The sequence below is a fragment of the Streptomyces sp. NPDC005898 genome, assembly GCF_040629635.1.
Lineage (GTDB): Bacteria > Actinomycetota > Actinomycetes > Streptomycetales > Streptomycetaceae > Streptomyces.
Genome location: NZ_JBEXWC010000016.1, coordinates 114922 through 136172 on the forward strand (window position 1 = coordinate 114922; position 21251 = coordinate 136172).

The 21251-nt window shown below is 73.9% G+C and carries 14 protein-coding genes and 1 pseudogene; 10 read left to right on the forward strand and 5 right to left on the reverse strand.

The features are described from left to right. Positions 1 to 46: 46 nt before the first annotated feature. Both ABZ385_RS22015 and ABZ385_RS22020 read right to left on the reverse strand, forming a co-directional pair. Positions 47 to 289 carry a chaplin gene (locus ABZ385_RS22015; protein ID WP_358578617.1) on the reverse strand — a complete coding sequence of 81 codons (243 nt, stop codon included), beginning with the start codon at positions 287 to 289 and terminating at the stop codon, positions 47 to 49. Positions 290 to 447: 158 nt separating this feature from the next. After that, positions 448 to 1744: pseudogene (locus ABZ385_RS22020) on the reverse strand (NAD(P)-binding domain-containing protein). 184 nt (positions 1745 to 1928) lie between these two features. Between ABZ385_RS22020 and ABZ385_RS22025 the strand changes: the two are divergent. Further along, the gene (locus ABZ385_RS22025; protein ID WP_358912746.1) at positions 1929 to 2288 is read left to right on the forward strand and encodes a metalloregulator ArsR/SmtB family transcription factor; all 360 of its coding nucleotides are present in this window, start codon (positions 1929 to 1931) and stop codon (positions 2286 to 2288) included. A gap of 166 nt (positions 2289 to 2454) precedes the next feature. Beyond that, the gene (locus ABZ385_RS22030; RefSeq protein ID WP_358912747.1) at positions 2455 to 2868 is read left to right on the forward strand and encodes an arsenate reductase ArsC; all 414 of its coding nucleotides are present in this window, start codon (positions 2455 to 2457) and stop codon (positions 2866 to 2868) included. 27 nt (positions 2869 to 2895) lie between these two features. Here ABZ385_RS22030 and ABZ385_RS22035 read toward each other — a convergent pair whose 3' ends face one another. Beyond that, complete coding sequence (locus ABZ385_RS22035; protein ID WP_358912749.1) at positions 2896 to 11190, reverse strand: type I polyketide synthase; 8295 nt, start codon at positions 11188 to 11190, stop codon at positions 2896 to 2898. A gap of 162 nt (positions 11191 to 11352) precedes the next feature. Between ABZ385_RS22035 and ABZ385_RS22040 the strand changes: the two genes are divergently transcribed. From ABZ385_RS22040 to ABZ385_RS22055, 4 genes are all read left to right on the forward strand, one after another. Next, positions 11353 to 11790, forward strand: coding sequence for an ATP-binding protein (locus ABZ385_RS22040; protein WP_358590372.1), 438 nt, complete (start codon positions 11353 to 11355; stop codon positions 11788 to 11790). 48 nt (positions 11791 to 11838) lie between these two features. Next, positions 11839 to 13500: an amidase family protein gene (locus tag ABZ385_RS22045; protein WP_358912751.1), complete on the forward strand. Its 1662-nt coding sequence runs from the start codon at positions 11839 to 11841 to the stop codon at positions 13498 to 13500. Positions 13501 to 13676: 176 nt separating this feature from the next. Next, the gene (locus tag ABZ385_RS22050; protein WP_358590367.1) at positions 13677 to 14633 is read left to right on the forward strand and encodes a winged helix-turn-helix domain-containing protein; all 957 of its coding nucleotides are present in this window, start codon (positions 13677 to 13679) and stop codon (positions 14631 to 14633) included. A 116-nt stretch (positions 14634 to 14749) separates the two neighbouring features. After that, positions 14750 to 15151 (forward strand): hypothetical protein, encoded by a 402-nt coding sequence (locus tag ABZ385_RS22055; RefSeq protein ID WP_358590365.1) that lies wholly within the window; start codon positions 14750 to 14752, stop codon positions 15149 to 15151. Positions 15152 to 16175: 1024 nt separating this feature from the next. Here ABZ385_RS22055 and ABZ385_RS22060 read toward each other — a convergent pair. Further along, complete coding sequence (locus ABZ385_RS22060) at positions 16176 to 17633, reverse strand: serine hydrolase domain-containing protein (RefSeq protein ID WP_358912753.1); 1458 nt, start codon at positions 17631 to 17633, stop codon at positions 16176 to 16178. A gap of 428 nt (positions 17634 to 18061) precedes the next feature. Here ABZ385_RS22060 and ABZ385_RS22065 point away from each other — a divergent pair, with 428 nt between their 5' ends. From ABZ385_RS22065 to ABZ385_RS22080, 4 genes are all read left to right on the forward strand, one after another. Then, positions 18062 to 18511, forward strand: coding sequence for a hypothetical protein (locus ABZ385_RS22065; RefSeq protein WP_358587548.1), 450 nt, complete (start codon positions 18062 to 18064; stop codon positions 18509 to 18511). Positions 18512 to 18617: 106 nt separating this feature from the next. Beyond that, a complete protein-coding gene (locus ABZ385_RS22070; protein ID WP_358912755.1) occupies positions 18618 to 19076 on the forward strand; it encodes a hypothetical protein in 459 nt (152 codons plus the stop codon). Between the two features lie 94 nt (positions 19077 to 19170). Next, positions 19171 to 19527 carry a peptidoglycan-binding domain-containing protein gene (locus tag ABZ385_RS22075; RefSeq protein ID WP_358912757.1) on the forward strand — a complete coding sequence of 119 codons (357 nt, stop codon included), beginning with the start codon at positions 19171 to 19173 and terminating at the stop codon, positions 19525 to 19527. 162 nt (positions 19528 to 19689) lie between these two features. Continuing rightward, positions 19690 to 20373 carry a hypothetical protein gene (locus tag ABZ385_RS22080; RefSeq protein ID WP_358912770.1) on the forward strand — a complete coding sequence of 228 codons (684 nt, stop codon included), beginning with the start codon at positions 19690 to 19692 and terminating at the stop codon, positions 20371 to 20373. A gap of 7 nt (positions 20374 to 20380) precedes the next feature. Here ABZ385_RS22080 and ABZ385_RS22085 read toward each other — a convergent pair whose 3' ends face one another. After that, positions 20381 to 20881 (reverse strand): metallophosphoesterase, encoded by a 501-nt coding sequence (locus tag ABZ385_RS22085; protein WP_358587542.1) that lies wholly within the window; start codon positions 20879 to 20881, stop codon positions 20381 to 20383. Positions 20882 to 21251 lie beyond the last annotated feature (370 nt).

A 21251-nucleotide genomic window follows, 5' to 3' on the forward strand; every position in this document is an offset into this window, starting at 1 on the left:
CCCGGCCGGGGAGAGCCCGGTCGGGCCGCTGTGCCGAAGGAGTTCGTCACTGGGCCTTGCAGTGGTTGCCGGAGGCCGGGTTGAGGAGCGCGATGATGTCGACGGTGTTGCCGCAGACGTTCAGACCGAGGTCGACCGGCACCTGAACGGCGTTGCCGGAGATGATGCCGGGGCTGTTGGAGACCTGGGCGTCGGCGGAGGGGTCGTCGTTGGCGAATGCCTGGCTCGCACCGCCGAGAACGGTGCCGGCGACGAGCAGGGCGGCGGCACTGAGAGTACGGACACGCATGGAGTGATCTCCTCCGTGTAGGGAATGCGATCTCTCTCCAGCAGATAGCGCGAGGGCCGTTCGCGCGAACGCTTGCCTCCATTCGGGTGACACCGGGCCTCTCGACGGCGTGTCGCGCACCGGGCCCCTGGCCCGTCTGCCAGGGGCCACGGGAGGGGTCAGCGCGCCCCGCAGCAGCCGTCGGCGGACTCGTCGGCGGCCGCCGGTCCGTCGAAGAGGCCCGCGCCGCCACAGACGCCGGTCTCGGGGAGGGTCAGCTCGACGCGCGCGGCTGCCTCCTGGTCCCCGGCGAGGGCGGCCGCGACGGAACGGACCTGCTCGTATCCCGTCATGGCGAGGAAGGTCGGGGCGCGGCCGTAGCTCTTCATGCCGACCAGGTGGACGTCCTGCTCGGGGTGGGAAAGCTCCCGCACGCCGTGCGGGCGGACGCTGCCGCAGGAGTGCTGGTTGGGGTCGATCAGCGGGGCGAGCGCGACCGGCGCCTGGAGCCGCTCGTCGAGCGCGAGGCGCAGCTCGCCGAGGAAGGACAGGTCGGGGCGGAAGCCGGTCAGGACGAGGATCTCGTCGACGGGGTCGAGGCGGCGGCCGTCCTCGGCCACCAGCACCAGCCGGTCGCCGCTCCTGTCGACGGAGTCGGTGCGGAAGCCGGTGACGGCGTCGGCGTGGCCGTCGTCCACGGCCGCCTTCGCCGCCAGGCCCAGGGCGCCGCGCGCCGGCAGCTCGTCCGCCGCGCCGCCGCCGAAGGTCGCGCCGCTGATGCCGCGCCGCAGCACCCACACGGCGTGCGTGCCGGGCGCTTCCCGGGCGAGGTCGGCCAGCTGGGCCAGCGCGGTGAACGCGGAGGCCCCGGAACCGATCACCGCGGTGCGCCTGCCCGCGTACCGCGCCCGTACGGCCGGGTCCCGCAGGTCGGGAACGCGGTACGAGACGCGCTCACGCGCGGCGTGCTCACCGAGGGCGGGCAGGCCGTCGCCGCCCATCGGGCCGGGGGTGGCCCAGGTGCCGGAGGCGTCGATGACCGCGCGGGCGAGGACGCGCCGCTCGCCGCCACCGGCGTCGCGGACGTGCACGGTGAAGGGCCGCCGCTCGCGGTCCGCGTCGACCACGCGATCACGGCCCTGGCGCGAGACACCGGTCACCGTCGCCTCGAAGCGGACGCGGTCGCCCAGTGCGCGGCTGGAGGTACTCGCGCACCCAGTCCCCGCCGGTCGGACAGGCCGTCGCGGCCGGTCGCAACCAGCCGGTGGGGGCCAGGAGCTTCTCGGCGGCGGGGTCGACGAGTTCGGCCCACGGGGAGAAGAGGCGTACGTGCGACCACTCGCGCACGGCGCTTCCGGCGGCGGCGCCCGCCTCCAGGACGAGGGGTCGAAGGCCCCGCCCGACGAGGTGGGCGGCCGCGGCGAGGCCGACGGGGCCGGCGCCGATCACCACGGTGGGCAGCTCGGCGGTGGGCAGGTGGTGGTCCGACGCGTTCACGGCGGCTCCCTCTGATTCGACATCCGTCGATGAGTTGTGCGGCCAGCATGGACTCTGTATCGACATGCGTCAACATAGACGTTCATCTAAACAAAGGCCGAGTCGCGGGGCGAGTGGCCGCTACGGCAAGACCCCCTGATTCGACATGTGTCAACATAGACAGATGTCGAATGCCAAGGTGCTGCCCCTCGTGGACGCGGGCGTCGAGCCCTGCTGCCCGCCCCTGACGGAGCGCCCCCTCACGGCCGAGGAGGCCGCGCGGACGGCCGCGATGTTCAAGGTGCTCGGCGATCCGGTGCGGCTGCGGCTGTTCTCCCTGGTCGCCTCGCACGAGGGTGGGGAGGCGTGCGTGTGCGGCATCTCCGACGTGGGCGTCTCCCAGCCGACCGTGTCCCACCACCTGAAGAAGCTCAAGGAGGCCGGCCTGCTCGCCTCCGAGCGGCGCGGCACCTGGGTGTACTACCGCGTCGAGCCGTCCGTGCTCGCGGCGCTGGGACACGTCCTCGGACGCGTCACCGCCTGACGCCACCGCCCGTACACGAGCTGACCTCGCCCGCACACGAGTTGACGCCACGCCTGTACACGAGCGGACCTCGCCCGCACACGAGCTGACGCCACGTCCGTACGCGAGCGGACGACGCCCGCACATGAGTTGACGCCACGCCCGCACACCAGCCGAGAGAGCCCCCGTGTCCGAGAAGCCTTCCGTCCTGTTCGTCTGCGTCCACAACGCCGGCCGGTCCCAGATGGCCGCCGCCTGGCTGACCCACCTGGCGGGCGACCGCGTGGTGGTCCGCTCCGCCGGGTCCGACCCCGGCGACGCGGTGAATCCCGCCGCGGTCGCCGCCATGCGCGAGGTGGGCATCGACATCTCCGCCGAGCGCCCGAAGCTGCTCACCGTCGACGCCGTCGAGGAGTCGGACGTCTGCGTGACGATGGGCTGCGGGGACACCTGCCCGGTCTTTCCCGGCAAGCGCTATCTCGACTGGCGCCTCGATGACCCCGCCGGTCGGGGTGTCGAGGCCGTCCGCCCGATCCGCGACGAGATCAGGGTCCTGGTGGAGGACCTGCTCGCGGAGATCGCTCCCTGGAGGACGGCGTGACGAGGGCGGGGCGCGGCGCGGCCGGGCTCAGAGACCGGCGAGCCAGTCGTGGGCGGCGCGGGCCGTCGTGGCGGCGTGTTCCTCCAGTACGGTGAAGTGGTCGCCCGGCACGGTGACTTCGGTGTGTGCCGGGCCCCAGGGCGGGGCGGGTTCCGCGCCGGGCAGCGGGTCGCGAGCGCGTAGGTACAGGGTCGGGGCGGCGGGCCGCGCGGCTGTCCGGTCGGCGAAGAGTGCGAAGTAGCCGGCCATGGCGGTGAGCCGGTCGGGTCCGGCCGAGGAGGACCTCGCGGCCCGGCGCAGCATGTCGGACGTCATCGCGGAGAACGACTGAGCGGCGGCGTCCGCGTCGTGCGGGTAGGTGTCGATCAGTACGACGGCGACTGGGGCGCAGCCGTCGGCCGCCAGCCGTTCGGCCACCGCCTGGGCCACCCAGCCGCCGGCCGACCGGCCGAGCAGCACCGGTCGCTCCTGCCCCGCGACGGCGCGGACCGCGGCGACATGGGCGGTGACCAGGGCATCCAGCGAGTCCGGCAGCGCCTCTCCCGCCTCGAAGCCCGGGTGCCGCAGCGCCGAGACCGGCCGCTCCCCCTGCAGTTCGGTGCCCAGCCGCCCGTACTCGTGGGGGCCGGAGAGCGCGCTGAGGGACGGGAAGCAGATGAGCGGGGCGCCCGCGCCGCCCGAGGCGAGGGTGACGGGTGCGAGTGCCGCGCGGGCGGCCCCCGCCGGGTCGAAGACCGGTCGCAGGCGTGCCGCGACGGTGAGCAGCACCATGCTGTCCCAGGCGCGGCCCGTCAGGCACGCGTTGCGGAAGAGCGCGCTCACCGAGTCCGGCGTGCCCGCGGCGTCCGGCGTACCTCCCGCTCGTACCGGGGCGGCCGAGGCGCCGGATGCCGCGTCGGTCTCGTACGCCCTGTCAGGCACACCGTCCCGCGCATAGCGCTCCGCCAGTTCGACGGCGACCGCCTGCGCGGTGGGGAAGTCGAACAGCAGCATGGCGGGGAGCGTCAGCCCCGTCGAGGCCGAGAGCTGGTTGCGCAGCTCCACCGCGGCCAGGGAGTCGAGTCCCAGGTCCGCCAACCGGTCGTCCGCGTCGATGGCGCTCGCTCCCTCCGGGTGGCCGAGCACGGCGGCCGCCCGGGACCGCACTTCCCGGAGCAGCAGCTCTGGCCGCTCGCTCGGCGCAGCGGCCGCCCAATGCCGGGCGACCCCGGCGCGGTCGCCGCCCTCCGTGTCCCCGGCGCCGGACACCAGGGGCCCGCTGCCGTCGGGCGCGGGGGGTGTGTCGCGGAGGTCCGTCCGCGTGAGGTGTGCCGCGACCACTTCGGGGGCGTCACCGGCCACGGCGGCGTCGAAGAGGGCCAGGCCCTCTCGCGGGGTGAGCGGGACGAAACCGGAGCGGGCCATTCTGCGCAGGTCCACCTCGGCGAGGTGGGCCGTCATGCCGTCGTCCTGCTGCCAGGGGCCCCAGGCGATGGAGGTCCCCGGCAGGCCGAGTTCCCTCCGGTGGCGCGCGAGCGCGTCCAGTACGTGGTTGGCCGCCGCGTAGTTGGCCTGGCCCGGGGAGCCGAAGACACCGGCCACGGAGGAGAACAGCGCGAACATCGCCAGGTCGTGGCCCTGGGTCAGCTCGTGCAGCGCCAGAGCCGCGTCTGCCTTGGGCCTCAGTGTTCGTGCCAGGCGGTCGGGGGTGAGCGCGGTGACGACGCCGTCGTCGAGCACCGCGGCGGCGTGGACCACCCCGGTCAGCGGATGGGCCGCCGGTACCGAGTCGAGGAGGGCGGCGAGCTGTGTCCGGTCGGTGAGGTCGCACGCCCGCACCGTCACTTCGGCACCGCCCGCCGTCAGTTCGGCCACCAGTTCCTCCGCTCCTGGCGCGCCCTGTCCACGTCGGCCGGCGAGGAGCAGATGCCGTACGCCGTGCTCGGCGACCAGATGCCGGGCGACCAGCATGCCGAGCGAACCGGTCCCGCCGGTGATCAGTACGGTGCCCTCGGGGTCGAGGCGCCGCCGCGGGGCCGCCCGGTCGGCCGGGGCGGCCGCGTCATGCGTGCCGTCCGGGGCGTCCGGGGCGTCCGGGGCGTCCAACCGGGCCAGCTCAGGTACGTACGCTCTTCCGTTCCGTACGGCCGTCTCCGGTGCCGGTGCTGTCAGGAGGGCCGGGATCAGCCGCCAGGAGTCGGGGTGGTCGTCCACGTCGAGCAGGGCCAGGCGGCCCGGATGCTCGCGCAGGGCCGAGCGGACCAGACCCCACACCGCGGCGTGGGCCGGCGCGAAGTCCTGCGTGTCCTCACCGGCAACGGGCTGAACGGCACCCGAAGTGGCGATGACGAGGCAGGACTTGGTCGGCCGTGGCTCGGCGAGCCAGTCCTGGACGAGCCGCAGCGCCCGGCTCGCCACCTCCAGAAGCCGCGCCGCCGGGTCCTGGGTGCCGGACGGCGTTCGCGGCGACGGCGGGCAGGGGGCGACGACCACGGCGGGTGGGCCGTCGGCCGCCGATGCCGGCTCGGCATACACCGGAACGTCGGAGCCCCGGGGAGCGAGGGCATCGACCAGCGGAGTGCCGGCCTGCCCCAGTACGCCCCACGAGGGCGTGGCAGCGGGTGCGGGCGGCGGAGGCGCGGGCGTCCAGTCCATCCGGTGCAGAGACGCCGCGCTCCGGCCCGCCGCATGGGGCACGGGCTCCGGGAGCGGCCGCAGCGTCAGCTCGCGCACCGACGCCACGGACGCTCCTCCCCCGTCGGTCAGTTCCACCTGGGCGCGGCCGTTCGGCCCGGGAGCGACCCGCACCCGCAACAGCCCTCCGCCGGTGGTGGCGTGCAGGGTCACTCCCTGGAAGGCGAACGGCAGCCGCACCCCGGTGCTGTCGACGCTGTTCGTCTCGTCCGTCCCTGCGCGCCCCGGCAAGCAGCTGTCGAGCGCGATGACATGCAGGGCCGCGTCCAGCAGGACGGGGTGCAGCAGGAAGTCCGGGCCGCTGTCCCGCTCGGGCGGCGCCTGTGCGACTTCGGGCAGTACGACTTCGGCGTACAGCTCCTGACCGTGCCGCCAGGCACCCCGCAGGCCCCGGAAAGCGGGGCCGTAGGCCAAGCCGGCGTCGGCCAACGGCCCGTACGGGTCACCGCCGGGCGCACCGTCGGTGAGCAGCGCGACGGCGCCCGACGGCGGCCAGGTTCCGGCGCTCACCGTGTCACCGCCCTGCGAGCCCGGCTCCCGTTGCCGCTCCGCTGTCTGCTCCGGTGCGAGTGTCCCGGAGGCGTACAGGCGCCAGGAGTGGGGTCCGTCCGGCGCGAGTGTCCTTCCGTGGAAGAGGATGGTTCGGCGTCCCGCGCCGTCGGGGCCCGACACCGTCACCTGGAGGTCGACCGTCGCGTCCGGGCCCAGGACCAACGGCGCGGTCAACGTGAGTTCGGCGAGGCCGGGCGCGCCGAGCGACGCGCCGGCGTGCAGGGCCATCTCCACGAAGGCCGTGCCCGGCAGCAGCACCGCCCCCGCCACCGTGTGGTCGGCCAGCCAGGGGTGGTCGCGCACGGCGAGGGGGCCGCCGAGCAGCAGCCCGCCGTCGGCCGTCGCGGTGCGGTGGGCCAGGAACGGATGGGCCGGCCCGCCGGACGCGGGTGCGGGCGCGGGCCGGTGGCGCGCGGGGGCGTCGAGCCAGTACCGGCGACGTTCGAAGGCGTACGTGGGCAGGGGTACGCGCCGAGGACCGTGACCGGCGAAGACCGCTTCCCAGTCGACGGGCACCCCGTGGCTGTGCAGGGCCGCCACGGCGTCGGTCAGCGTCTCCGCCTCCGGCCGAGCCCTGCGCAGCGTCGGCAGGACCAGCGGCGCGGCACGCTGCTCCCCGGGGTCGGGGTCGGGGGCGGTGCCGGCACCAGATTCGGCGAGGCATCCTCGTACCAGGGCGGACAGCGACCCGTCCGGACCCACCTCCAGGAAGTGCGCGGCGCCTCGGTCCCGCAGGTGGGTCACCGTGTCGGCGAAGAGGACCGGGCGCCGGACGTGGTCCACCCAGAACTCCGGTGCGGTCAGCTCCTCGTCGGTGGCCGCCCGTCCCGACACGGCGGTGACCAACGGGAATCGGGGCGCGGCGAGGGCCAGCCCGCGCACCGCCGCCGCGAAGTCGGCCAGCATGGGTTCCATCCGCGCGGAGTGGAAGGCGTGGCTCACCCGCAGGGGTGTCGCGGCCCGGCCCCGCGCCCGGAAGTCCGCGACGACCTGCGCCACGGCCGCCTCGTCGCCGGAGACGACCACCGAGGAGGGGCCGTTGACGGCGGCGATCTCCAGGGCCCGGTCCGTCCCGGCGAGGCGGTCGGCCACCTCCTCCGCGCTCGCGTCGAGGGAGGCCATCGCGCCGCCCGGGGGCAGCGCGTCCATGAGCCGGCCACGGGCCGCCACGAGCGCGCAGGCGTCCGCCAGGGACAGCACGCCGGCGGCATGCGCGGCGGTCACCTCGCCGAGCGAGTGCCCGGCCACCAGGTCCGGGCGCACCCCCCAGGCCGCCAGCAGGCGGAACAGGGCCGTCTCCAGGGTGAAGAGCGCGGGCTGCGCGAACCGGGCCGTCGCGAGGAGCGCGCCCGTCCGGCTGCCGGGAGCGGCGAACACGACGTCCCGCAAGGGCACCGGCAGCCAGGGTTCGAACAGGGAACACGTCTCGTCGAAGGCCCGGGCGAATTCCGGGTGCAGTCGGGGCGAGTCGTACAACTCCTGTCCCATACCGGCGCGTTGACCGCCCTGCCCGGTGAAGACGAAGGCCAGCGGGCCCCGGTGCCGGGACGTGCCGGTCCGCACTCCGGGCGGGCTCTGCCCTTCGGCCACCTGCCGGAGGGAGGTGAGCAGTCGTGCGCGGTCGGCCGCCACCACCACCGCCCGGTGCTCGAAGGCGGTGCGGGTCGTGGCGAGCGCGTATCCGATGTCCCGTGGGCTCGCATCGGGGTCGGCGGCCACCCGTTCGTGCAGCCGCCGCGCCTGCGCCCGCAGCCCGGACGCGCTGCGCGCCGACACCGGGACGGCGAAGGAGGCCGCCGCTGTGCCACCGCCCGCGGCGCGGCCACTCGCGGCTCCCCCGCCCTCCGGTGCCGGGTCCGCCGACGAGGCGTCCGCGTCCACCGGCGCTTCTTCGATCACCACATGGGCGTTGGTGCCGCTGATGCCGAACGAGGAGATTCCGGCCCGGCGCGGACGGTCCGTCCCAGGCCACGGCATCGGCCGGGACAGGATCGCCACGCGCCCCGACGACCAGTCGACCCGATCGGTCGGCACGTCGGCGTGCAGCGTGCGCGGCAGCAGGCCGTGCGCCATCGCCTGCACCGTCTTGATCACCCCGGCGACGCCCGCGGCGGCCTGCGTGTGACCGATGTTCGACTTCACCGAGCCCAGGCGGAGCGGACGCTCCCGGGGCTCGCGGCCGTACGTCGCCAGGAACGCCTCCGCCTCGATGACGTCACCGAGCCGCGTGCCGGTGCCGTGCGCCTCCACCGCGTCGATGTCCCCGGGCGCCAACCGCGCCTGCGCGAGGGCCTGTTGGATCACCCGCCGCTGCGCCGGTCCGTGCGGGGCCGTCAGGCCGTTGCTCGCCCCGTCCTGGTTCACCGCCGAACCGCGCACCACCGCGAGGACCGGAAGCCCGGCGCGGCGCGCCCGCGACGATCGGGTCAGCAGCAGCATGCCGGCGCCCTCGGCCCACCCGGTGCCGTCGGCGCCGGCCCCGAACGCCTTGCAGCGTCCGTCGGGGGCCAGCGCCCGCTGCCGGCTGAACTCCACGAACGACGACGGCCCCGACATCACCGTGACCCCGCCGGCCAGCGTGTACGCGCACTCCCCGCGCTCCAGCGCCTGGGCCGCCAGGTGCAGGGCGACGAGGGACGACGAACACGCCGTGTCCACCGTGAGGGCCGGCCCCTCCAGGCCGAGGGTGTAGGCGATGCGGCCGGAGGCGACACTGCCCGCGTTGCCCAGGCCGAGGTAGCCCTCGAGCTGCTCGGGCGTCTCGGCGAGCCGGCTCGCGTAGTCGCTGTACATCATCCCCACGTACACGCCGGTCGCCGAGCCGCGCAGGGCGCGGGGGACGATCCCGGCGTGCTCGAAGGCCTCCCAGGCCACTTCCAGGAGCAGCCGGTGCTGCGGGTCCATGGCGACCGCCTCGCGGGGCGATATGCCGAAGAAGCCGGGGTCGAAGCGGTCGACGCCGGAGAGGAAACCGCCCTCCCGCACGTACGTGTGTCCGGGGCGCCCGGGGTCGGGGTCGTACAGCGCCTCCGTGTCCCAGCCGCGGTCGGCGGGGAACGGGCCGATGGCGTCCCGCCCTTCGGCCACCAGCTCCCACAGCTCCTCGGGGGAGGTCACGCCACCGGGGTAGCGGCAGGCCATCCCCACGATCACCACGGGGTCGTCGTCCGGCCTCTCCGCGCCCGCGCCCGCGTGTGTGGCGCCGGGGGCGGGACGGGCGGCGGCGCCGCGCGAGCGAAGGTGTGCGGCCAGCGCGGCGGCCGTGGGGAAGTCGAAGGCGACGGCCTCGGAGAGGGGCAGTCCGGTGGCCGCCGACAAGCGCTCCCGGAGCGCCGTCGCCGTCAGCGAGTCCATCCCCAGGTCCCGCAGTGCCGTCTCGGGCTCCACCTCCTCCACGGGGCAGCCGACCAGCGCCGCCACTTCGCCGCGCACCAGAGCCAGCAGGTCGTCCGAGGAGGCGGGCCCCGTGCCGCCGCCCAGCGGTCGCCCGGTCAAGGCCGCCAGGGCGGGGCGCTGGATCTTGCCGGAGGCGGTACGCGGGATGCGTTCCACCTCGTACAGCTCGGCGGGCACCTTGTGGGCCGACAGCCGCGCGCGGCATCCGGCCAGCAGAGCGCCTCTGTCCAGAACGGTGTCCTGGTCACCGGGAACGACGTAGGCGACCGGCACCTCGCCGAGGACGGGGTGCGGCCGTCCGCCCACGGCGGCGTCCGCCACGCCGGGCAGCCGCCGCAGCACCACCTCCACTTCGGAGGGGTGGACGTTCGTGCCGCCGCGGATGATCAGGTCGCTCGCCCGGCCGGTGATGACGACGTGGCCGGACGGTTCGATCCTCGCCAGGTCACCGGTGCGGAACCACCCGTCGCGCAGCACCTCGGCGGTGGCCTCCGGCGCCCCGTGGTAGCCGGTCATGACGCCGGGCCCCGACACCCACAGCTCGCCCTCGCCGGTGTCCCGGCCGTCCGGGCCGCCGCCGACGCGGATCCGGGTGCCCGGCAGCGCACGGCCGCAGGATGCGCCCGGCGACGTCTCGCCGGGTGCCGTCATGGTGACCGGGCCCGCCTCCGTACTGCCGTAGTGCTCCAGGTAGGGGACGCGGCAGATCGCCTCGAAGGCCTGCCGGAACTCGGGTCCGGCGGCCGCGCCGGCGCTGACGCAGCCGCGCAGCGCCGGCGCGCCGAGGCCCCCCTCGACGCGCCCGCCGTCCGCGCCCCGCACCTCGTCGAGCAGGGCCGAGTACGTGGTCGGCACCCCGCCGAGGAGGGTGCAGGGGGCGTCGGCGCGACGCAGTTCGCCGAGGACCTCCCGCACCGAGAACCGGGGCAGCAGCACGGCGCTCGCCCCGGTCGCGGTCACCCCGAGGACGCAGACCACCTGGCTCATGGCGTGGTGGAGCGGCAGCGGCCACAGCAGCCGGTCCCGCTCCGAGAGGCCGAGCACCCCCACCAGGCCCGTCGCCACCGGCGTCAGGCGGTTGCGCTGCGTGGACAGCACGCCCTTGGGAGCGCCGGAGGAACCGGAGGTGTAGAGCAGCCACGCGACCTCGTCCAGGCCCAGATCGTCCCGGGCGGGCGCCGCGGCCTCCGTCGCGGCCAGTTCCTCGTACCGCACGACGACGGCACCCGGGGCGCCTGCCGTGTCCGCCGGTCCGTCGACGTCCCCGGTGGGCCGCCCGGCACCGCTGCTCTCGCCCTCGGCCACCACCACCGTCAGGCCGGCGCGGGAGAGCAGGCCCGGCAGGCGGGTCAGCCGCGCCTCGTCGGTGACGAGCATCCGCGCACCGCAGTGGTCCAGGAGGCGGTCGAGTTCCGCTTCCGGGACGTCCGGGTCCAGCGGTACGCCCACCCCGCTCGCCCGGGTCGCGGCCAGCAGGCTCTCGACCGCCTCGACGCGGTTGCCGAGCAGGACGGCGACCCGGTCGCCGCGGGTCAGGCCGAGTCCGGCCAGGTGGCCGGCCAGCCGTCCGGTCCGCCGCTCCAGCTCCCCGTAGGTCCTGCGGACCCGCCGGTCCTGGAAGGCGGTCCGCTCCCCGCGGTACGAGGCATGGTCCCGCAGGATGTCCGCGATCGGCCTGATGAGGTCCTCGCCTGTACTCACTGGTGCGAACTCTTCTCTGTGGGCGCCTCGTTGCGGGGGCGGCGGGTGCGTGGCACGTACCGGTAGTCAATCCGATCTTCCCGCTATCGCCGGGCCCGGCGTGCCCGGCGCTTTGCGGGGCAGAGGGAAGTGACAAGCACGAACGTCGAAGAAGGAGGGGTGATGGACGAGCAAGTCTCGCTCACCGCCGTGGGCTGGGCGCGATCGCTGCCGGTGAGCAGCGGCGTGAAGGTGGCCCGCGACTGGACCCGTGAGCACCTGCGGTCGCTGGACTGGTCGAGGACGTCGCCCGACCTGGTGGACGCCGTCCTGCTGACCGTGTCGGAGCTGGTCACCAACGCCCATGTGCACGCCCGCAGGGACGCGCAGCTCATCCTCACCTGGGACCACGACTGCCTGCATGTGACCGTGCACGACCCCGACCCCGACCTGCCGCAGCCGCGCGAGGCCGGGGACGAGGCCCTGGGCGGGCGCGGCCTCATGCTGGTCGACGCGATGGCCGACGACTGGCAGGTCAGGCCCTGCGCCAAGGGCAAGGCCGTGATCGCCTGTTTCCAGCCGCCCAAGTCCCCCGATTCCACCGCCCGACCGGCCACGTAGGGCCCGCGCCCTTGCGCCGGACGCCGGCCGTGTAGTCGGCTGAGGCGCATGGGGAAGAGAAGCACGGCCGCACTGACCGCCGCCCTGGTCGCGGGGTCCTTCTTCGGGGTCGCGCCGCACGCGGGCGCGCAAGCCGCCGATCGCGGTGGCGAGCGAGGATCGTCGCCGCACGGGGGCTCTGCCGTGCCCGGGGTCGACCTCGACACGGTGACGATTCCGCAACTGCAGGCACGTATGGCCGACGGGTCGTTGACCTCGTCGGCGTTGACCCGGGCCTACCTCCGGCGGATCGCGGACGTGGACCCCCGGATCCACGCGGTGCTGCGGACCAGTCCGACGGCTCTGCGCCAGGCGGCCGCGAGCGACGCAAGGCATCGGCGCGGCACGGTCCTTGGGCCGCTGGACGGCATCCCCGTCCTGGTCAAGGACAATGTGCACACGCGTGACATGCCGACGACGGCCGGTTCGCTGGCGCTGGCCGGGAAGCCGCCCGGCACGGACGCCCGGCTGGTCACCCGGCTGCGCGAGGCGGGGGCGGTGATCCTCGGCAAGACCAATCTGTCCGAATGGGCCAACTTCCGCGCCGCGAAACCGACATCGGGGTGGTCGGCGGTGGGCGGGCAGACCCACAACCCCTACGTCCTGGACCGGAACCCGTGCGGGTCCTCGTCCGGTTCCGCCGCCGCGCTGGCCGCGTCGTTGTCGCAGGTGGCGATCGGCACCGAGACGGACGGCTCCATCGTGTGCCCGGCCGGGATGAACGGCGTCGTCGGCCACAAGCCCAGCCTCGGCCTGGTCAGCGGGTCGGGCGTGGTGCCGATCTCCGCCGAACAGGACACGGCCGGCCCCATGGCGCGCAACGTGGTCGACACCGCGCTGACCCTCTCGGTGCTGAGCGAGGGCGGGGACGCACGCGGTGACGGGGCCCGCTCGGCCCTGCGAGGTCTCCCGGGCGTCCGGGCCCTCCCGGGAGCGCCCGGTGCCGCCGGGAGCGCGACGGGACAGTACGGCACCGGCCTGCGCGGCAAGCGGATCGGCCTGTGGCGCCTGCCCTCGCTCGGACCGGACGTGGACGCGGTGCTGACCCGTACGGCGAGGAAGCTGCGCGAGGCGGGCGCCGTGGTCGTGGAGGTGACACCGCCCCACCAGGCACGCCTGGCCGAGCTCGAATTCCCGGCGCTGCTGAGCGAGTTCCACCGGGACATCGACGCCTATCTCGGCACGCGCGAAGGGCCGCGGAACCTCGCCGAGTTGATCGAGTTCAACCGCGCCCGGCCCGGGGAGCGGACCTGCTTCGCCGGTCAGGAACTCTTCGAGCAGGCCCTCGCCGCGCCGCCCACCACCGATCCGGCGTACCGGGCGATGCGCGCGGAGCTGAAGGACCTCTCCCGGCGTTCCATCGACGAGACCATGGCCGACCACCGTCTGGACGCCATCGCGGCCCCCACGAACCCGCCCGCCTGGACGACCGACTGCGCGCGCGGCGACAACGACGTCATCCCCTCCTCCACCCCGGCGGCCGTCGCCGGATACCCGTCCCTGTCGGTGCCCGCCGGCAGAGTGGGCGAACTGCCGGTCGGGCTGCTCCTGATGGCCGGCGACCACCAGGACGGCCGGCTGCTGTCGCTGGGGGCATCGGTGGAGCACCGCCTCAACGCCTGGCGCGCACCGCGCTATCTGCCGACGACGGGGTCCGTGGCGCCTCGGTGAACAGCCTGGGGAGCGGCGGCGCTCGGTGAGCGCAGGAGCCAGTCGGGTCTGAAGTCCCGGTGGGGCGAGCCGGGTTGGGGCATGCTGGTGGTGTGCTCGCGCGCTCCACTTCGGCGGCAGGGGGCCGGTCGGTGTTACGCATTCACTTCACGACGCAAGATCTTGCCCGGACCCGGGTGGCCGCGACGATCGGTGTCGCGGCGGAGGTCTATTTCAGCCTGGAGCTGCTGCGGGAGAAGCGGGAGCTGCCCCACTTCCGCTCATGGCGCTCTGCGGTCGCGGGCCGGATGGGGGCGGACACGCGCCCCTTGACGTCGCTGGTCCCGGTGCGCGGTCCCGGGCTCGACCTGCTGGCGCTGGCGGGTGATGTGCCCCTGCTGGACCACGCGGTGGACAACCTGCTGCACGCCCCGGTGTCCCGGCTGCGACGCGAGATCGAGGGCCTCGACTTCCACCCGGCGCACTTGCCGTGGGCCAGGCGGGTCTCCGAGGGCGACCGGGAGGCGGTACGGGAGCTCGCCGAGGGGGTGCGCGCCTGCCATCGGCTGACCGTGGAGCCCTACTGGCAGCAAGGGCGGTCCGAGCTGGTCGCGTTGTCCACCCGGTGCGCGAACCTGGTGCTGGAGGGAGGCATCGACCTGTTGCTCCGTTCGATCTGTCCGCCGTTGGTCCGCTGGTGTCCGCCGGTGCTGGAGGCTCCCTATCCACGCCGGGTCGAGGTGCGTCTGCGGGGAAGAGGGCTGATCATCACGCCCACGATCTTCTCCAAGCGTCCGGTGAGCTTTCTGTGGGACCCGCTCGACACCGCGCAGCCGCCGCGACTGACCGTGCCGGCCCTGCGCCGGTCGCTGACCGGTACCGGGCCGGCGGAGGCGGACGGCGCAACCCCGCGCAACCTGGAGTCCCTGCTGGGCCGCACACGGGCCGCCGCCCTGCGTGTGACGGCGGAAGGCTGCACGACGAGCGAGATGGCCCGCCGCCTGAACGTCACGGCCGCCGCCGCCAGTCAGCACGCGACGGTGCTGCGGAACGCGGACCTCATCACCACCAGCCGCCGGGGCGGCTCCGTGCTGCACCTCATCACCCCGCTCGGCCTTGCCCTGCTGCGGACGGGTGTCCCGACGGAACCGTGAGACCCCGGGGGCCGCGGAGGCCTTAAGCCGTGACTTAAGAGGTGGGCCGCAGACGGCGGGACTCCCAGGATGTGAAGCCGCAACGGACCCATCCCACCTCCACCCTTGGAGAGCGCATGAAGACTCCTCTCGCCGCCGCCCTCGGTTCCGCCGTGCTGACCGCGGGCGCCTTGCTGGGCGCTCCCGCCGTCAGCGCGCAGACCACCGCCTATCCGACCACTCCCGTCGACGTCACCTACGGGGCCAGCTACGTCCGCGGCACTCTGACCTGGTACAACCGATCGGTCGGTTTCAGCGGGACACTCCGGGCCGTCGGCTGCCGCAGGGCGTGGTTCGGCGCTTACGATGCCAACAACGTCAAGCGCGGTGAAGTGAGCACCAGCCCCAAGTGCGACACGACGTATGCGATCAATGTCGGAATCCCCGCGGATGTGGCCGGTGGGGCCGCGTCCGTCATCGTCTGCATCGACGACGCGAACGCGAATCCGCTCAAGTGCGTGCGGTACTACCGGCCCTGACCCGTCCGACCGGTCGGGGAGCGGGGGCCGCACCAACCCCGGGGCGGAGCGGAGCGCGACGCCCCGGGGCTCGTGTCGGGAGGACTGCCATGGTCACACGCCGGGGCTTCATCGACGGGGTGTCGGCGGCGGGTGCCGCGTCCCTCTTCGGCGCCACGCCGCCGGCGTCCGCCGCCGCGCGGGCGAGCGGGGCGGCGGACACCGAGCGGCAGGCGCGCGACGCGATCCGCGCGGCCAACGTCGGCATGCGCGCGAGCTATGCCGCGCTCAAGTCCGAACTGATCCACCGCCTGAGCCCCGTCGTCGTCGTCCAGAACGACGCGACCGGCGGCAGGTTCACCCTCATCCGCGACGGCCACCCGCACGAGTCCGTCACCCCGGTGCCCGAGCTGTTCGAGCTGGCGAAGTCGATCAGTCACGTGCCCCAGGGCATCTTCTCCATCCTCGCCGCGTACTTGAACGACAAGGTGCCCCACCTTCCCGGCACGGGCCGGATCGACCCCCACGACCTGGACATGGTCGCCTTCGAGGGGCCCCGCTCGGCCGGCTGGATCGACCCGCTCCACAGGTACGCCGCCACCCTGACCACCGCGCGCCGGCAGCTCGGCGACGCCCACCTGCCACGACGACTCGAGGACGCCTGCGGGAAGATCCTCGACCTGGCACTGGCGTTCATCCGCGACGCCGTGCGCAGCGGGGGCTTCGACATGGCGTCGTTCGAGGCGTTCTCGGCCCAGGCGTATCCCAGTATCCGCACGAACATGCGGTACGCGGCCGCCGCGCAGATCTCCGGCGTGGAGGGTCTCCTGCGCGGATGGCGGGAGACCCTCGGCGAGAAGGCCTGGAAGGACCTGTACACGGTCGTGCTGTCGATCTGGACGACGTCCGAACGGAACCAGGCGTCGATCATCATCAGACGGTGCATGCATCCGGCGAAGGTCGCCACCCATCTGATCGACCTGCCGACGGCCGAGGTTCCGCGCGACCCGGTCTTCGTCGCCCTGGACAATCTCGCCCGGATCGTTCAGGACAATGTCTCGGCGGAGATGGTCTTCCCCACCGATCCGACGGTCGCGGACGCCTTCAAGGGCAAGGAGGACCTGCTCTCCGTCGAGATTCTCGGCCAGCTCGAAGCGCGGGCCGGGACTCCCGCGGCCTCGCCCTCGCCGGCGTCCGCGTGTCCTGTCCGCAGGGGCTCGTGAGCGCCCCTGCCGACGGTCAGCGGCGCTCGGGCAGGTCCCGCCTCCGCGGGCAGGGTGGTGCGTGCGCGCGGCGCCGTCGGGGACGACGTCGCGGGCGCGGGCTTCTTGCCGCAGAAGGCCGCCTCCAGCGTCCCGCCGAGCGCCGTGTTCGCGGCGCCCCGGTTCGAGGTGTTCGCCATGGCGGAGAGCGAGCGCCGGCCGTCGCGGGTGGCGAAGGCGTACGTGTAGTAGCCCTGGACGGTGCCGGTGTGCCCGTACACCTGGGCGCCGCAGGACAGGTCGTAACGGCGCAGCCCGAGCCCGTAGAAGCGGGTCTGGGTGGTGTCCGTGGGGGTGACGGTGGTCATGGCGTCCAGCATCCGGGGCGAGAGCAGCTTGCCCCGCATCAGCGCGGTCGTGAAGGTGTTGAGGTCGGCGGGGTCGGAGATGACCGCGCCGGCCGACTGGGCCCAGGAGACCGTCTGCTCCGTGGAGTCGACGAGCGGCGCACCCGCCTCGTCCGGGTGGAGGTAGCCGCGTACGTGTACACCCGTGATCTGGGTCTGCGGGTGGACGTACGAGGTGTTGCGCAGGTTCAACGGCTTGAAGACGCGCCGCTCGTACTGCTGGGCGACCGAGGTCCCGGTGGCCTTCTCGATGAGCATGCCGACGACGACGAAGTTGGTGTTGGAGTACTTGTAGGCCGCCCCGGGCTCGGTGGTGCGGGGCTCGGCCAGGGAGAGGGCGACCAGTTCCTTGTAGGTGAAGACGCGGTTGCGCACCGCTTCGAAGCCGGGCACGGTCTTGGCGAACATGGCATCGGTGTAGTCGGCCAGGCCACTGCGGTGGGTGAGCAGGTGGCGGACCGTGATGCGGTCGTCGGGCAGCAGGCCGGGGAGGTAGCGGTTGACCGGCGCGTCGAGTTCCAGCCGCCCCTCGTCGACCAGTTGGAGCAGCACGACGCTGGAGAAGGTCTTGCTGACGCTGCCGATGCGGAAGCGTGCCCGGGTGCTCATGGCCTCGCCGGAGACGCGGTCACGGACGCCGGCCGTGCGCGTGCGGACGCCGTCGGGGCCGGTGAAGCGGGCCATCGCGCCCGGGGCGCCGTTGGCCATGGCGGCCTTCAGGGCCGCGCTCACGCCGTCCATGTCGGGGGCGGGGTCGGCGGGGGCCGTGGTGCGGGCGGGTGCCGTGGGAGCCGCGGGTGCCGCGGAGGCGGCGGTGGCGGGGATGAGGACGCCCGCGAGGGCGGCGATCAGGGTGGCGCTCGTGGCCAGACGTCTGGGTGTCAGCTGGGGCACGTGGGTTCCTCGTTCTCGACTCTGTGGAGAAACGGCACACGCGTGCGGTGTGCCGTGCGGGCCGGGAGAAGCGGGCACTGCGCGCTGCCCCCGTCACCCATGGAGCATGAGTGCCAACGCGTCACGTCGGTTCCTGTCACGGTGACCGAGTCCCCTCCGACCGGGCGCCAGGGCCGTTTTGCGCCGGATGCCCGGCCCCCGCGACGGTTCCGGCGTGCCCGTCGCCGCCCCAAGCGCTCGGCCGACGGTTGGAGTTCGCGTCGCGGGCCCGGAGGTCGTCCGGCGCCGGGGGCGGGCGGTGACGCGGTGGGCGGGCCGGTTCGTCAGCAGCGTGTCAGGTGCGGCGGTCACCATCGGGCCCGTACCGCCGGAATCGGACGGATGTGCCGACCGGCACGAGGTCGACCGAGACGAGGGGTGTGCTCACCATGAGGGGAAGACCCGGGGGCCGGCTGCGTCGACTGCGCGGCGCCATGGGCCCGTTCGCCGCCGCCGCGCTGATGTGCGCGGCGCTGACCGCGCCCGCGTCCGCCGCGACCGACGTGGAACCGGTGTGCTGGCTGCGGCCCGGCGAGGCGCACGTGGACTGGACCAACATGCACTTCACCGGGGACATGTGGTGCGACCTCACCCCCGGCTCGGTGCGCATCCAGTCCCGCTCGACCAGCCCGGTGGTCGGCAAGATGCTGTACAGCCCGCGCTGGTTCGTGTGCTGGAAAGAGGGCTCCGACTACATGGGCAACAACATCTGGTACTACACCCAGGGCGATCAGATCGTGGCCTCCCCCACCGTCAAGGCGTGGGGCTACATGCCGGCGGTGGCGGTGAAGGCGCCCCAGCACCCCTTCCCCGGCCTGACGAAGTGCTCCTGGTCGTGACCGGCGCCGTTTCCGGCCTCACTCCCCTCCCCCCACTCGCTCACCCCCTTCTCCCCCGTTCCCTCCCCTTCCCTTCCGGCACCTGACGATCCTTCAGGAGTACGCCATGAGACGAAGACCGTTCCTGCCACGCACCTCGCCACGGGCCGCCGCCGTCGCCGCGGCAGCCGGTGTGCTGCTGTGCCTTCCCCTGTCGGCCGCGCCCGCGAGCGCCGGTGAGCGGGGCACCTGCGCCCTGCAAGAGGGCCTCAACCTCCGGGACTCCATCGGCAATACCTTCACCAAGGCGCTGTACTGCGACAACCTGCCGTCGGACGTGTACGGCAGACCCACGTTCGACGCGCCGATCACCGGCTGGCTGCGCCTGTCCCCGTCCTGGTTCACCTGCTACACCATCGGCCCCCGGGACACCCAGGGCAACAACGTCTGGTACTACACCCAGGGCGACCGGGTGGGTGAGCTGCCCACCATCAAGGGCTGGGGCAACGTCCCCGCGGAGGTCGTGACGATCCCCGCCGGCATGTCCCACCCCGCCCCCGGGCTGCCCCGCTGCCCCTGGTACTGAGCGCGATCCCCGAACCGTCCCACCCCGACCGGTTTCAGCAGGCGCCGCTCCGGCGCGAGGAGGAGCCACGATGAAGCGCGTACGCACGAGACGAATGACCCGACAGACGATACGGACGACGGCGGGGGCCGCCGTGGTGGCCGCCGCCCTGGCGATGTCGGCGGCCGGCCCCGCCGCCGCGCACACCCCGGCGGCCAGTGGGGCGACCGGCACCGAGTGGCGCCTGTGCATGTATCTGGGTGGGCACACCACCCTCCAGACGGGAAGCACGGGCGAGGGCGTGCGCCACCTCCAGTGCATCCTCAACGAGGTCTACCGCTACGTGAACGTCCCCACGACCGGCGTCTTCGAAGAGGTCACCAGGGCCTCGGTCGAGCATCTGCAACGGCAGTTCTCCCTGCCCGTGACGGGCGTCGTGGACACCGCCACCTGGGCCGCCCTGCACCCCTGAGGGAGCACGGCGTGAGCGGGTAATGTGGGGATCTTCGGCCGGCGGAAGCCGCCTGGAGTCCTGCTGGGGTTGCCCGTGCCGACGACGACCATCTCCGACGACGCCGCCCCGCGCCGGCGGCTCGACCGTGCGCTGGACCGCGTGGAGGTCACCTTCCGCGGCATGACCGCTCATGCCGACGAGGCCCAGTGCACCTGCCATTGGGGCAGCGAGGAAGAGCTGGCCCTGCTGAAGGTCCCGGACGTGGAACTCGACCCGGACCTGCTCCACCGCACGTGGAGCGCCACCGACTGGACCGACCCCGGCGCGGTGACGCGACGCGTCCTGCCGCAGCTGGCCAGGGCGTTGGTCGCCGGTGAGGTGGAGCCCCTGTTCGACATGGCCGACGTCGGGGGCTCGCTCGCCCGCGCCGAGTGGCGCCTGTGGCCGGCGCGGCAGACCGTGGTGGTGTGGGAGTTCCTGCACGCCTGGTGGGCGGCCACCCTCGTGGATCCGGACCCGGTCGTTCCGGCACACGAGGTGTTCGCCCTGTGTGTGGAGGCGTCCGTCTCGCTCGACCCCTGGCTCACGGTGTGGGAAACCGTCGATCACCCCGCCGCCGACCGGCACCTGGCCGAGGCCGCCGCCTCATGGGAGTACGACCTGCTGGGCGACCAACTCCCCTGGCACGCCTCCGAGGACGCCCGGGCCCTGCGCGCCGGGCTCGCGGACTGGCTGGCCCGGCACGCCCCGGCGCGGCTGCGGGCCCATGGCGCCGACGCCGAGCTGCTGCACCGGATACGCCTCGTCGGGCTCAGCGGCCCCGCCCGGTGGGAGGACCCGCACTGGCCGGGCCACCGCTACTGACCTGGCGTCACCGGGGCGGCAGCCGGTGCAGTGTCACGTCGTGCAGGGCGCCGTCCGCGACGGTCAGGGTGAGGAACGTGCAGAAGGGCTGGCGCCTGCGGTCGGTGGGAGAGCCGGGGTTGAGCAGCCGCAGGCCACCGGGCGCGCGCGTGTCCCAGGGAATGTGACTGTGCCCGAACACGAGGACGTCCAGGTCCGGGAAGCGTGCGGCGCACCGGCGCTCCCGACCGGTGGCCGCGCCCGTCTCGTGCACGACACCGAACCGCACTCCCGCCAGCTCCGCGCGGGCGACCTCCGGGAGGCGGCGGCGCAGCGGCGGCCCGTCGTTGTTGCCGAAGACGCCGATCAGGCGGCGGGCGCGGGAGGCGAACAGGTCGAGCGTCGCCTCGTCGATCCAGTCACCGGCGTGGATCACCACGTCCGCCTCGTCCAGGCCGGCCAGCAGGGCGTCCGGCAGGCGTTTGGCCCGGGCGGGCACATGGGTGTCGGAGGTCAGGAGCAGCCGCATGCGAACAGCGTAGGCCGCGAGACCGGGAGGTCGCTGCCCGCACCGGCGCAGGTGGTCCTCGGCGGCCAGCCCCGGTGCGGGCAGCACACTCCGGTCGCCCGTGTCGCCGCTGCCCGCCGAGGCCGCCGCTCTGGGCCGGAGCTGCCGCTTTCCGTCGCGGTGGGGTGGCCGGTGGATGGGCCTCGGCCCACGCCCGTTACTCTGTGTTATCCTTAACCGTTTGCGCGCACGCGGCGTCCGGCGCTTTCGTCCGGTCGGTCCCGGTCGTGCGTCGACGTGTCCTGCCGGGCCTTCCTCGGTATGTCCCCCTCGCGGAAGGCTATTCGTGCATCACCCGGACCGCCCCGACACCTCCTCCGACGCCACTCCC

Bases quoted from the DNA above. Each gene is read 5' to 3' on its own strand.
- ABZ385_RS22055 (WP_358590365.1), top strand. From the start codon at position 14,750: ATGAAGACTCCTCTCGCCGCCGCCCTCGGTTCCGCCGTGCTGACCGCG.
- ABZ385_RS22025 (WP_358912746.1), top strand. From the start codon at position 1,929: ATGTCGAATGCCAAGGTGCTGCCCCTCGTGGACGCGGGCGTCGAGCCC.
- ABZ385_RS22015 (WP_358578617.1), bottom strand. From the start codon at position 289: ATGCGTGTCCGTACTCTCAGTGCCGCCGCCCTGCTCGTCGCCGGCACC.
- ABZ385_RS22040 (WP_358590372.1), top strand. From the start codon at position 11,353: ATGGACGAGCAAGTCTCGCTCACCGCCGTGGGCTGGGCGCGATCGCTG.
- ABZ385_RS22085 (WP_358587542.1), bottom strand. From the start codon at position 20,881: ATGCGGCTGCTCCTGACCTCCGACACCCATGTGCCCGCCCGGGCCAAA.
- ABZ385_RS22070 (WP_358912755.1), top strand. From the start codon at position 18,618: ATGAGACGAAGACCGTTCCTGCCACGCACCTCGCCACGGGCCGCCGCC.
- ABZ385_RS22045 (WP_358912751.1), top strand. From the start codon at position 11,839: ATGGGGAAGAGAAGCACGGCCGCACTGACCGCCGCCCTGGTCGCGGGG.
- ABZ385_RS22080 (WP_358912770.1), top strand. From the start codon at position 19,690: ATGACCGCTCATGCCGACGAGGCCCAGTGCACCTGCCATTGGGGCAGC.
- ABZ385_RS22065 (WP_358587548.1), top strand. From the start codon at position 18,062: ATGAGGGGAAGACCCGGGGGCCGGCTGCGTCGACTGCGCGGCGCCATG.
- ABZ385_RS22075 (WP_358912757.1), top strand. From the start codon at position 19,171: ATGACCCGACAGACGATACGGACGACGGCGGGGGCCGCCGTGGTGGCC.